Origin of the sequence: Opitutus sp. GAS368, from assembly GCF_900104925.1 — a bacterium.
Lineage (GTDB): Bacteria > Verrucomicrobiota > Verrucomicrobiia > Opitutales > Opitutaceae > Lacunisphaera.
The window spans coordinates 1,287,064-1,299,186 of record NZ_LT629735.1 but is presented as its reverse complement, the minus strand read 5'-3'; the positions used below and the strand labels follow the sequence as shown (position 1 = coordinate 1,299,186).

Annotated in this window: 10 protein-coding genes; all 10 read right to left on the bottom strand. The window is 67.3% G+C overall.

What is annotated here, in order from left to right:
• Positions 1-103: 103 nt before the first annotated feature.
• A complete protein-coding gene (locus BLU29_RS05495) occupies positions 104-955 on the bottom strand; it encodes an amidohydrolase family protein (protein ID WP_091055778.1) in 852 nt (283 codons plus the stop codon).
• Between the two features lie 23 nt (positions 956-978).
• The gene (locus BLU29_RS05490) at positions 979-1,938 is read right to left on the bottom strand and encodes a C-terminal binding protein (protein WP_091055776.1); all 960 of its coding nucleotides are present in this window, start codon (positions 1,936-1,938) and stop codon (positions 979-981) included.
• Between the two features lie 8 nt (positions 1,939-1,946).
• A complete protein-coding gene (locus BLU29_RS05485) occupies positions 1,947-2,774 on the bottom strand; it encodes an SDR family oxidoreductase (RefSeq protein ID WP_091055774.1) in 828 nt (275 codons plus the stop codon).
• A 17-nt stretch (positions 2,775-2,791) separates the two neighbouring features.
• The gene (locus BLU29_RS05480) at positions 2,792-3,799 is read right to left on the bottom strand and encodes an alcohol dehydrogenase catalytic domain-containing protein (RefSeq protein WP_157693648.1); all 1,008 of its coding nucleotides are present in this window, start codon (positions 3,797-3,799) and stop codon (positions 2,792-2,794) included.
• Between the two features lie 26 nt (positions 3,800-3,825).
• Positions 3,826-4,815 (bottom strand): DUF481 domain-containing protein, encoded by a 990-nt coding sequence (locus tag BLU29_RS05475; RefSeq protein WP_091055771.1) that lies wholly within the window; start codon positions 4,813-4,815, stop codon positions 3,826-3,828.
• Positions 4,816-4,823: 8 nt separating this feature from the next.
• Entirely contained in the window at positions 4,824-6,440 is a 1,617-nt protein-coding gene (locus tag BLU29_RS05470; RefSeq protein WP_091055769.1) for a GxGYxYP domain-containing protein, read from the bottom strand.
• 3 nt (positions 6,441-6,443) lie between these two features.
• Complete coding sequence (locus tag BLU29_RS05465; RefSeq protein WP_231962316.1) at positions 6,444-6,932, bottom strand: hypothetical protein; 489 nt, start codon at positions 6,930-6,932, stop codon at positions 6,444-6,446.
• Positions 6,933-7,013: 81 nt separating this feature from the next.
• On the bottom strand, positions 7,014-9,887 hold the full coding sequence (locus BLU29_RS05460; RefSeq protein ID WP_091055766.1) for a prolyl oligopeptidase family serine peptidase: 2,874 nt from the start codon (positions 9,885-9,887) through the stop codon (positions 7,014-7,016).
• 15 nt (positions 9,888-9,902) lie between these two features.
• Positions 9,903-11,573, bottom strand: a complete 1,671-nt coding sequence (locus BLU29_RS05455) for a GxGYxYP domain-containing protein (RefSeq protein WP_091055764.1) — start codon at positions 11,571-11,573, stop codon at positions 9,903-9,905.
• Positions 11,570-12,121: a hypothetical protein gene (locus tag BLU29_RS05450; RefSeq protein WP_091055763.1), complete on the bottom strand. Its 552-nt coding sequence runs from the start codon at positions 12,119-12,121 to the stop codon at positions 11,570-11,572. The genes BLU29_RS05455 and BLU29_RS05450 overlap by 4 nt, the downstream gene beginning before the upstream one ends.
• Between the last annotated feature and the right edge of the window lie 2 nt (positions 12,122-12,123).

The window sequence follows — 12,123 nt, the reverse complement described above, 5'->3', positions numbered from 1 at the left end:
GCCCGGCTCAGGATGACAATCAGAGGATTTTCCAAATACACCGCAGTAGCGCTCTCCTTCTGACCGGCTGGAAAAAGGACGGTCGGCAGGCCGAGGAAATTGCTTACACGCGGTAGAATTGCTCGGCGTTGCGCACGTAGAGCCGGTGCTGTTCATCCGGTGAGGTTCCGGACACGGCCTGGTCCAGCACCTCCACCCACCGCGGGTAGTCGGCGGCCTGGGTGGACACCGGCCAGTCGCCGCCGAACATCACGCGGTCAAAACCGAAACAGTCGATCACGTGGTCCAGGTAAGGGCGCAGGTCGGCCGGCTGCCACCGATCAAAGTCGGCTTCGGTCACGAGGCCGGAAATCTTGCACCAGACGTTGGGCCAGCGGGAGAGTTCGCGCAGTTCGGCGCGCCAGGGATCGAGCAGGCCGGCCTTGATGTCGGGTTTGGCAATGTGATCGAGCACGAAGCGGACCTCGGGGCATTGGCGCACGAGCCGGATGGTGCGGGCGAGCTGGCGGTGGTTGACGCACAGGTCGAAGCTCAGGCCGTGGCGAGGCAGTAGTTGCACGCCGCGCACGAAGCCGGGCTGCAGGCAGAATTCCGGGTCGGCCTCGAACTGGATGATGCGCCGGATGCCCTTGATGAGCGGGTTGGCCGCAAGGCGCGTGAGGTCGGCCTCGACCGCGTTTCCTTTCTCGAGCGGAGCCCATGGCACGATACCACGGATGCGCGGCTCAACGGCGGCGACCTCGGCGACCCAGTCTGCTTCCTGCTGGAATTGGGCGAAGTCGCACTCGCACTGCAGGAACACCATCTTCGCGACCTGCACCGGGCCGCAGGCGCGGCGGTAGTCCCCGATCAGGTGGTTGCGATTCAGCCGGGGGACATTCGCCAGCCAGGGATAGCGGAGCCGGCCGAGATCCCAGAGATGGAGATGGGAGTCGACGATCGGGAAGGCGGGCATGTGGGTGCGAACGGCAGGTTCGGTTACCGGTTCACCTGGTTCTTGAGCCGCTCGCCGCGCAGGCCGCGGGCGGCCTCCTTGGCGGCGAGGCGCTGGAGGCGCGGAATGCTGCTCTCGCTATACCAGGCGACGTGGGAGGTCAGCAGGGCGTTGGGCGCCGCGCGCAACGGATGATCGGCGGGGAGAGGTTCCGTCTCGAACACATCCAGGCCGGCGCCGGCGATCGTGCCGGCGGTGAGCGCGGCGGCGAGCGCGGCGGTGTCGATCAACGGGCCGCGCGCGGTGTTCACGACCACGGCGGTGCGCTTCATGATGGCGAAGCGCGCGGCGGACACGAAGTGCCTCGTCTCGGCGGTGAGCGGCAGATGAAGCGAGAGCAGGTCGGCCTCGGTGAAGAGCGCTTCCAGCCCGATTTTTTCCACGCCGTCGCGGGCCATGGTCTCGGCCGGCACGAAGGGATCGTAAGCGATGCGTCGTCCGCCAAAACCGCGCATGATCGCATGCGCATGCCGGGCGATGCGACCGAAGCCCGCGGTGGCGAACACGGATGCGCCGAGCGCGGGCATGGGTCGGTCGGGCGTGATCTTCCAAGTCCCGGTCCGCAGACGGGCGTCGGTCTGCGGCAGCTGGCGGGCCAGCGCCAGCGCCAGCGACACGGCGTGCTCGGCGACCTCGTTGACCCCATAGTCCGGCACATTGCAGACCGGGATGCCGCGGGCCTTGGCGGCGGCGAGGTCCACGTTGTCGTAGCCGATGCCATAGCGCACGATGACCTTGCAGCGGGTGAGCGCGGCGATGACGGTGGCGTTGATCGGCGCCCACTGCACGAGCAGCGCGTCGGCCTCGCGGGCCGCGACGACGACTTCCTCGGGCGTCTTGCACTGGGCGGCGGTGAGGGCGCTGCCGGCCGCGGCGAGGACGCTTTCCTCGGCGCGGAGATGGGGGAATCCGTGGTCGGTGATGACAGTGTGGAACTGGTTCATGGGATAATTCAGCGGCTGCCGGCGATCCGGGTATTCTGGCCGAGGCCCTCGGGACCAAGGCCGTTGTAACCGCCGTCGACCGGCAGGTCGGTGCCGGTGATGAAGGAGGCGTCGTCGCTCAGCAGGAAAAGCACGGGCCCGGCTATCTCCACGGGGTGGCCCAGGCGGCCCAGCATGTGGAACTGGCCCCAGACCGGGTCATAGGTGGTGCGATCGCCGCCGGCGGCTTTGTCCACCTCGCGGGTCCAGATCCAGCCGGGACTGACACTGTTCACGCGGATCCGGTGCGGAGCGAGGTCGAGGGCGGCGCAACGGGTGAGCTGGGCGACGGCGCCTTTGGCGGTGTTGTAGGTCCAGCGGTTGGGCTGGGCGATCCAGGCGGAGATACTGGAGACATTCACGATCGCGCCGCCACCCTGGCGTTGCATGGGGCCGGCGACGAGCTGGGTCAGCTGCGCGAAGGCGAAGGGGCCGACGGTGAAGCTGCGGAGAAAATCCTCGCGCGTGGCCTCGAGCCCCTTGGCGACGAAGGAAAACGCATTGTTCACGAGGCAATCGATCCGGCCGTGCCTCTCGAGGGCGGCGGCCACGAGTTGGCGGCAGAAGGCCTCGTCGGCCATGTCCCCGGCGAGAAGCAGGGGGGTGAAGCCGGCGGCCGCGAACGCCGCGCGGCCTTCCGCGAGGTCGGCAGGCAGGCCCGTCGCCACGACCTGAGCTCCCTCGCGCAGCAGCTCGAGGGCGATGGCGTGGCCGATGCCGTTGGTGCCGCCGGTGACGAGGGCGACCTTGTCGTGGAAACGCTGCAGGATCGGGGTGCGGGTGGGCGGGATAGGCATGGCGGGGCAGGGAATCGCTAGGGGCAAATGACGGCCTTCAGGTCGGCGCCTTGGGCGGCGAGCATGCGGTGGAAGGCGGGCACGGCGTCCTTCAACTCGAAACGCTGCACCCAGGAGAGCGTTTCGACCTGGCCGGAGGCCATGAGGTTGAGAGCCTGGCGGAGCTCGTCGATCTTCGCGGCGTAGGTGCCGAGCACCTGTTTTTCCGGCAGCGTGATGCCGTAGGTGTCGACAGGCAGGGTGTTCTCGTGGAGGCCGATCCAGACGGAGGCGCCGCCGGGGCGGAGCGCCTCGAGGGAGGTCCGTTTCGTGATCGCGCTGCCGACCGCATCGACGCTCAGGTCCGCACCCTCGCCGGCGGTGGCGGCGCGCAGGATATCGGCGACATCCTCCTCGCGCGGATTGATGACGCGGGCGGCGCCGAGCCTTCGCGCGACCGCGAGACGTTCCGGGCTGAGGTCGGCGACGAAGACGCGCGTGCCCCGCAGCACTTGCAGGGCCTGCAGGCAGAAGAGACCGATCGGGCCGGCGCCGATGACCAGGGCGGTGGCGGCGGGCAGGTGGCGCGTGAGGTTGACGACGTGGATGCCGTTGGCGAGCGGCTCGGCCAGCGCGGCGGCCTCGGCGGGCAGGCCGGCGGGCCAGGGGATGAGGCAGCGCGCCGGGACGTTGACGAACTCGGCGAAGGCGCCGGGCCGGTGCATGCCGAAGATCTGGCGGTCGGCGCAGAGATGGGTGTCGCCTCGCCGGCAGCGCACGCAGCGGCTGCAGGGCACAAGGGAATTGCTCACGACGCGCGCGCCCGGCCGCCAGTCACAGACCGCGGCGCCGGACTCGACGATCACGCCGCAGAATTCGTGGCCCATCACGAGCGGCGGGGTGCGCCGCGGGCTGCGGTTCTTGAAGGTTTCCAATTCGCTGCCGCATAGTCCGCAAGCGGCCACGCGTAACCGGACTTCGTCGGGCAGCAAAGGCAGGGAGGCGATCTCGGCGATTTCAAGGCGATCGAAGGCGGGGTAATACAATGTGCGCACTTTGTTCCTTTCGAAGGCTACCAGCCGTAGCCGATGGCGGTGGTGATCCGCTGGTCAGTCCGGTAGGCCGGGTTCAGCACGGATTGGTCATACAGATATTCGTATCGTAAACTGAGCGTCGAGCGGTTCACCGCGCGACTCACCAGGGCGGAGTTAAACCTCAGCCGATAATTGCCGCTCCCGAGGGGACCATGGGATGATACTCCCGGGTCGATGGGGAAGGTGGTGACGGTCTCGCTTGAGAGGGCTGCGCTCAGCTCCTGGCTGAAATGCAGGCCGTTGCCCCACGAGCGGGAATAGTCCTCGAACATCATGCCCAGAATCCCCTGGCTGTTGGGAGCGTCGCCGTGCTCCTGGAAGCGTCCGGAAACGGCAAAGCCTACGTGGGCGGCCTGCTTGGAGTTTTCGGCCAGGCGCAAGCCCACTCCGGCCTGTTCCTCGGCGCTGAGTTTGATGTTCCGGATGCCATCCCTGAATCCGGTGCTTAACGACTGGATGAATATGCGCTGAGTCAGGTCGTGGCGCCAAAGCAGGTCCGCGTCCAACCGGTCCGTCTGTCTGGTTCCGGCCAGCTCGGATTGGAGCAGCTTGGCCGTGATGCGATAGGAGTCCGGCCCGTCCTTGCCCGTGATCTCCACGCGCGAGCTGAGGTTTCGCACCAAGCTCACGCCCGACTGCTGGGAATAGCCAAACTCGATCTGTCTTCTCCAGGCGGCGCGCGTTGGCCTTTGGGTCGGATTGGCCGGAGCGATCCGCGCTGCGGCCTGCAGATCGGAATCCGTCATGATGGGCGGCGGCACGGCCAGGGCGGTGCGCGGAATGGAGATTTCACCAAGGGCATCATGCCATATCACGATGGTGTCCGCCGTTTCCCGGATCTGCTGCCCGCTGACCCGGTCCCCGTTGGCGAGACTCCAGGTCGCCGCCACGCCGGCGCCCGGCTGCAGGAGCCCAAGCCCGATCAGCAGTCCGGCGATGGCAAGGGGGAAGCGACTGGCAGAGTGCATGGGGTGGCTCAGAAGTGCTTCGGGTCGGCCGGATCCTGATAGCGGGTCGTGTAGGTTTTTTGGCTGGCAGCGAGCTTCAGGAAGACGTCGACCGGCACGACCTCGGTCGGGCCGCTGAGCTGCTTTACGATGTCGACGAGGCTGTTCACGTCATTGGACTCGCGGACGTGCACGAGGAGGAAGTAGGGCCGCTTGGCGTTGAGGGCGATGAGCTCGTTCAGGTCGGCGGCGACCTCCTCGCGCGGGCGGCGCGGGTCGATGTAGTATTCGTAGGAGAGCATCGGCCGGGTGTCGCGCAGGTCGCGCGTGCGAGCCGGGCCGTAGCCGTTGATGAAGCCGATGACGTTCGGGAAGGCCGCGTAATAGCGGTCGACGGTCTCCTTGGTGAGGTCCGTGTTGCCCACGTTCCCGTCGGCGGCGGAGTTGTCCATGATCTCCATGATGTGCTCGTCAAGGGCGGCCATCATCTCGCGGGCCTCCTGCATGAGCAGCGGAAAGCGGTCGGCCGGGATGTGGTTCGGATACATGTAGCCCGGACCGGAGAGCCCGCCGATGAAGTAGTCGTTGGGGGTGGCGCTCTCGTGGAAATACTCGAGCGCGGCGGGGGAGAACTTCGTCCAGTTCATCGTGACCTGCCACGCGAAGGGCAGTTTGCCGCGGCCGGGTTTGGTCCAGACGCCGATGCCGATGCTGTCGGACTGCACGAAGGCGAGGTAGACCTTCGGTCCGGCCGTGAGCCTGGCGTCGGGGGCGACGTGGCCGGGGTTGGTAAACTTGAAGCCCGGGGTGAAGCCGAACTGGCAGTTGAAACTCAGGTTGGGGAGGTTGTGCAGGCCCTCCATCTTGAGCCCGTAGCCGGAGAGCAGGGTGGTGTGCTGCTCCTCGGTGTCCTTGCCGTAGGCATGCCAGCCGAAGACGATCGAGCCGGGCTTCAGCTCGGAGAGCAGGCGTTTCTCGAGCGCGAGTTCCTCCGGATGCTGCGGATTGGCGGAGAGGTCGTGGAAGAACATCTTCTGGCGGATGCCCCAGTCGGCCATGGCGGGCTGGCGCACGGCGCCGCGGTGGCCGCCCTGGAGCATGATGGCATCGTGCGTGCAGCGCGCCCAGTAGCGGTCGACCGCGTCGGCGTAGATCTGTGCGTCGGTGCGGCCGGTGTAGCGGCCGGTGAGGTCGTCGATCTTCCGCAAGCCGTGTTTTTCAACGAGCGGGACCTGGGCGGGCGTGACCACCAAAGCGTCCTCCAGGCCCGCGATGGTGAAGGCGACGTTGAGCGAAGCGGGGACCGCCGGATCCCAGACGACGTAGCCCTTGGCGCTGCCGTTGAAGCGGGCGAGCGCCTCCTCAGCGGTCTTGAGCTCGGCGAAGCGCACGTCGTGCTTGCGCTGGTAGAACTCGAAGAGCGGTTCGGTGATCTCCCACTGGAAATCCTTCGGGTGAATGACGTAGAACTGCGGGGCGGCGCGGTTGGCGAGGCCCTGCAGGCTGAGAAGCAGGGTCTTTTCCGGCAGGCCGCCGGCCACCTGCCAGTCGCCGTCCCAGCGCATGAACGCGGCGGAACGGGCGGAATCGGCGGCGAAGGCGCCGGTGCTGCAGATCAGGGCAAAAAGTAAAATGAGACGGCGCATGGATTATTTCTCCTCGGAAACCTTGGTGAAGCGGTAGACGAGCGGACGGGGGCGGGAGCTGTGGAGCTCAATAAGCAGCAGTTCGCGGTCGCCCTCGACGAGGCGGTATTCGGCGTAGATCCGCATCACGGCCTGCCCCTGGGAGATCTCGATCGGTGCATCCGCTTCGACACGAAGCGTGCGGCCCGCGTCCAGCCACGCGGCGCGGACGGGCGTGGGCTGGCCCTTGGCGGGATAGAGCGCCATGTGGCGCTGCTCGACGCGGAAGAAGGCCGGCAGGGAGACGGGATGCGCGGTATCGACGGTGTTGGTGGCGGAGAAATCGGTCCGGCCCCACTTCAGGTCGTGCCGCAGGCTGACCTGGCTGCCGGTGACGCTGATGACGAGGTCCCACGCGTGCCAGCCGTCAAGGACGGTGCTGCGCGAGCGATCGAGGCGCCAGCGGCCCTCGAAGGGCGAGGTGGCGGCCAGTGCCACGATAGGCAGAAGCAAGAAGAAAAGGACCGGAGCGAGGAATGATCGGAGGTGTCGCATGATGGATGGGCGTGAATCGAAAGTGGAGGGGCGGGAAAGTTACGGCGTGTCGCGGAAGCGGAGTTTCTCCGCGTCGCGGTCGAGGTAGGGGATGCCGCGGGTCATCCAGTCGGGCGCGGGGGCGCCCTTGAGGAAGTGGTCGAAGAACTGGTGCATGCGGCGGGCGAAATCCTCCTGGTCAACGCGGCGGCGCGGACTGTGGAATTCGCCGTTGTAGTTGAACAGGTAGGCTTCCTTGCCCGCCCGGCGCAGCGCGAGGAAGAACTCGACGGCCTGCGGCCACGGCACGATGTCGTCGTGGTCGTTGTGCAGGATCAGCAAGGGCGTTTGCACCTGCTGCGCAAAGAACACCGGCGAGTTTTCCAGGTAGAGGAGCGGCGCGTCCTGCAGAGTGACGCCGAGGCGGCTCTGGTTCTTCTCGTATTTGAACTGGCGCGAGCGGCCCGAGCTCTCCCCGATGCCGGCGGCGGCGCTGGTCATGTTGCCCACGATCGCCCCGGCCTCGGCGGCGCGGAAGCGGTTCGTCTGTGTGATGATGTAGGAGGTCTCGTAGCCGCCCCAGGAATGGCCCTCGAGGCCGAGGGCGTTTTCGTCGACGCAGCCCCGGCGGACCACGGCGTCGACCGCCGGCATCACGCAGCGGTAGGCGCTCTGGCCCGGATGGCCGGTGGTGTAGGCGATGTCGGGCATCAGCACGAGGTAGCCGTTGCTGGTGTAGAAGGAGGGGTCGATGACGGCGGACGGCGTCGGCGAGAAGAACCGGTGCAGGTTGCCCGACAGCCGCTCGTAGATGTAGACGATCATCGGGTATTTTTTCCGCGGATCGAAATTGGCCGGCTTGCAGAGCATAGCGGTCAATTCCACGCCGTCCGTGCTGCGGTAGCTGATCAACTCGTCGGAGCCCCACGTGAACGGCGCCAGCTGGGCGCCGCCGTCGGTGATCTTGCGCGGCTGGGCAAAGGCCGGGTCAGTCGCGAGAATGTCGGGGAACTCGTCGAAGCGCGATGCGGTGAGCAGGAGGACGTCGGCGGACAGCGCCCGGCCGAGGTAGCGATAGTCCTTGTCCGCCCACAGGAGGAGCTCCGGCGGGGTCCGGCCGTCGGACGTGAAGCGATAGAAGCCGGTCGCGCGCGTCGCCTCTTCTTCGCCGCGAAGGATGAGCGGACGGCCCAGGTCGGCGCCGCGGGGCTCGGCGCCCGGCAGGTTCGCTTCGATCGGTTGGAGGCGCAGCTGGATCCGGTGCTCGCGGCCGAAGCCGCCGGTCAGGTTGCGGGCGGGGCGATTGTCGGGAAACACCTGCCAAAGGTCGAAGCGGTCGTAGATCAGCAACGAGGCGCCGTCGGCGGTCCACCCGGCCGTGCCATAGGCACCGGGCATTTCCGGCATGTCGTGATTCTCGTCGAAAACCGCGAAAGGCAGGCTCCGGCTGAGCGGGTGGACCGAGCCGTCGCGAGCGTCGAGGGCGAACCACTGGCGGTCTGCGTAGTAGGCGATCCAACGGTTGTCGGGCGACCAGCGGACGCCGGCCTTCTCCCCCAGCGCGCGGACCGCGAGCTGGCGCGCGCCGGTGGCGGCGTTGACGAGATAGAGGTCGGAGTAGGCGCCATCGTAGTCGAGACGCGCGCGGTAGGGGCGGTCGTCCAACCCGAAGGCGAGCGAGCCGTCGTCGTTGAAGGCGAGCGTGGCCAGCGCCGGATCGGCGAGCTGGCGGAAAGCGTGGCTCTCCACGTCAAGTTCGCCCACGTAGGCGCGCTTGCGGTCCTGCTCGGCGCGGACTTTCTGCAGCGGTTGGATCACCTCGTCGTTCCAGCGCCAGAGATCGGCGGAGACTTTTTCCTCATCGAGCAGCGCAGCCAGACGCGGATCGGGTGCCGCGGGCTCTGGTGCGGTGGACACGTAGAGCTTGCGGCCGTCGAACGAGAACGCCGGCGTCACGTCCCCACTGAGCACGCTGCCCGCCGGCACGCCGGGCGAGTAGGCGGACAAAACGGCGGTGGCTCCGGCTGAGCCCCGGTGCCAGTAATAAAGGGAAAGCCCCGGTCGTTTCGCGCCGGCCTCGCCGCGGTCGCTGAGGAAGATGCCCTGGCCCTGCGCCCGGTCCCACGTGAACCGCACGTAGCGTCCCGGACCGGTGGCGAGCGTAACGGGCGGCGCCGGATCGCCCGGGGTGACGGCATAGGCACCATCGGCCGATTCGTCCCCGACGGAGACGAGGAACACGAGGGTCCGGCCGTCGCGGGCCCAGACATACTCGGTGACGTGGGGAAATACGCGCTCGGTGGCCGCCGCGAGATCACGCAGCACGAGTTCGGCGCCGATCTTGCTCTCCTGAGGCTTGCTGGCGGGCCCGTTGGCGACAGCGGAACCGGGTGCGGCCGTCCTGAGATAGGCCAGCCAGGCGCCGCCGTTGGCTGGGATCTGATGGCTCTGCACGCCGGCGAGGTGCGTGACCTCGCCGGTGGCCAAAGTGACGATGGCGAGGCTCTCGGATGGAAGTTCGGCGGCCTTCTTCCCGGCCCGTTTCGCCGCCAGCGTCTCGGCTTGGGGCGGAAAGACTCCGGCGATCGCGAAGCGGCTGTCGCTGGTGAGGCTGATCGATACGCTTCGGCGCGGGGCCGGGCGCTCCGGATCCGCCTCAGATCCATTCAGCGGCGGCGCGGGCAGGGCGCCGGCCGGCACCCGCTGCTCGCGGCCCGTGGCGAGTTCCCGCACGATCACCTCACCGTCCCCCTCAAGCGGCATATAGGCGTAGGCGAGGTAGCGGCCGTCGCGAGAGATCGCCTCGTTGGTGATCGATCTCCAGCCGTCAAAGTCGCGATGTGAGAGAGGTCGCCGGGCCGGTTCGGCCGCGAGGGCGGGAAACTCGGCCGCGAGGACGAGAGCGATCGTGGCCAGAATGTGACTGAGGCGCATGGACGTGATTTTGCCTTACGGATTCCGGTCCACCGGATCGGTCGGCTGCTCGAAGTTGGTCCGGTAGGTCTTGGCGCTGGCGGCAAGCTTGAGGAAGACGTCGAGCGGGACGACCTCGACCGGTTCACTGAGACTGCCGAGAATCTGCGAGACCTTCTCGACGGTGTTGGACTCGCGGACGTGGAGCAGGAGGAAGTAGGGGCGCTGCGGGTTGAGCTGGATGAGTTCCTCGAGGTCGGCGGCGGCTTCGTCGACGGGGCGCTGCACGTCGAGATAATAGTCGTAGCTGATAAGGGGACGGCCGTCGCGGAGGTCGAAGGTGCGGGCGGTGCCGTAGCCGTTGATGAAGCCGATGGCGTCGGGATATTGCGCGTAGTAGCGGTCCACGACCTCCTTCGGCAGGTCGGTGTTGCCGAGGTGGCGGTTGCCCTCGGAGTAATCCATGATCTCGAGCACGCGGAGATCGAGGCGCTTCATGAGGTCGCGGCCGACGGCGGTGAGTGCGGGCCATTTCCCGGCGGGGATGGCCTTGGGATACATGTAGCCGGGGCCGGAGAGGCCGCCGATAAAGTAGTCGTTGGGGGACTTGTCCTCGTAGAAATACTGGAGGGCGGGTGGATTCATCCAGGCCCAGTTCATGAGCACCTGCCAGGTGTAGGGGATCTGGCCGCGGCCGGGTTTGGTCCAGGCGCCGATGCCCATGGCGTCGGTGGCGACGGCCGCGACGTAGACCTTCTTCTCCGCCGGGCGCGTCTCGGCCGGCTGCACGTGATGGTTGTTGGTGAACTTGAAGTCGGGCGTCAGCGGGATCTGCGAGGTGAAGGAGACGTTGGGGAGGTTGTGCAGGCCCTCCATGATGAGGCCGTAGCGGCCGACGAGCGAAGTGTGCGACCCCTCGGTGTCCTTGCCGTAGGAATGCCAGCCGAGGACGACGCTCGGGATGTTCTGGCGGCCGAGGATTTTGTTGAGCAGGGCAAGTTCCTCCGGGTCCTTGGGGTTGGAGGAGAGATCGGAGAAGAACGCGCGCTGGCGGATGCCGAAGTCGGCGACGCCCGGCTGCATCTCGGGGCCCGCGTGGCCGCCCATGACGACGTAGTAGTCGCGCGAGCAGCGCTCGAAATAGTGGTCGTAGGCCCATTGGTAGATCTGCGCGTCGGTCTGCCCGGTGAATCGGCCGCGGAGGTCGACGATGGGCTTCAGGCCGTGCTTGGCGGCGAGCGGGAGCTGGTCCTCGGTGACGGTCACGAGGTCCTCGACGCCGGCGATCGTGAAAGCGACGATGAGGGAGGAGCGAACGGACTTGTCCCAGACGACGACGCCCTTGGCGTATTGGGCAAAGCGGCCGAGCGCGTCGTCAGCGTCGTCCAGGCCGAGGCGGTCGAACTTAACCCCGTGGCGCTTTTCGAGGAAGGTCTCGAGCGGGCGGACGATCTCCCACTGCCAGCTTTTCGGATACTCGAGGTAGAGGCGGGGGTAGTCGCGGTTGGCCAGACCCTGGAGAGAGATGAGCAAGGCATGGACCGGCACATCGCCGTCCATGCGCCAGTTCTCGGAGAGCGGGACGATAGTCGCGGCGGCCGGGGCGTGGGCGACCTTCTTGGGGGCGAGGCGCTCGATGAGCGAGGAGTCGGCGGCGAGGCCGGCGGTGGCGCCGAAGACGAGCAGGGCGGAGAGAAGGGGTTTCATTTCGCGGCGGCGGTGGCGCGGGTGAAGACGTAGACGACGGGCCGGTTGCGGGTGCTGCGCAGTTCGGTGAGGGTGAGCAAGGTGCCGTGGGCGGAAACCTTGTAGTCGCTGAGAATGTTGACCGCGCGAGCCCCCTGCTGGGTGACGAGGACGAGGTCGGTGTTGAGGCGGAGAATGCGCCCGGTGTCGATCCACTCGGCGCGGACGCGCTTGGTGTGATCGGGGCTGATGTAGGCGCCGAGGTGGCGGTTGTCGGGCCACAGGAGGACGGGGACGGTGACCGTGGTGCCGGTTGTGACGGTCATCTCGTCGTCGAAAGACCGGCGGCCCCAGGCGAGGTGGCGGTGAATGGTCAGCGATTCACCGGCGACGGTGATGGTGAGATCGTAGCTTTTCCAAGGGCTGAGTTCGGTGCTGCGGGCGAGATCGATCGACCATGAGCCGGCGAGCGGGGAGGCGGACGGGGCGGCCGCGATGGCGTCCGCCGGGGCGGCGCCGAGGAGGGCGAGGAGGCCGAAAAGGGAGCAGAAACGGAGGAGGGGTGACATGG

Excerpts from the sequence above, each read along its gene's own strand:
- BLU29_RS05455 (WP_091055764.1), bottom strand. The coding sequence starts at position 11,573 with ATGAAACCCCTTCTCTCCGCCCTGCTCGTCTTCGGCGCCACCGCCGGC.
- BLU29_RS05490 (WP_091055776.1), bottom strand. The coding sequence starts at position 1,938 with ATGAACCAGTTCCACACTGTCATCACCGACCACGGATTCCCCCATCTC.
- BLU29_RS05460 (WP_091055766.1), bottom strand. The coding sequence starts at position 9,887 with ATGCGCCTCAGTCACATTCTGGCCACGATCGCTCTCGTCCTCGCGGCC.
- BLU29_RS05450 (WP_091055763.1), bottom strand. The coding sequence starts at position 12,121 with ATGTCACCCCTCCTCCGTTTCTGCTCCCTTTTCGGCCTCCTCGCCCTC.
- BLU29_RS05495 (WP_091055778.1), bottom strand. The coding sequence starts at position 955 with ATGCCCGCCTTCCCGATCGTCGACTCCCATCTCCATCTCTGGGATCTC.
- BLU29_RS05475 (WP_091055771.1), bottom strand. The coding sequence starts at position 4,815 with ATGCACTCTGCCAGTCGCTTCCCCCTTGCCATCGCCGGACTGCTGATC.
- BLU29_RS05485 (WP_091055774.1), bottom strand. The coding sequence starts at position 2,774 with ATGCCTATCCCGCCCACCCGCACCCCGATCCTGCAGCGTTTCCACGAC.
- BLU29_RS05470 (WP_091055769.1), bottom strand. The coding sequence starts at position 6,440 with ATGCGCCGTCTCATTTTACTTTTTGCCCTGATCTGCAGCACCGGCGCC.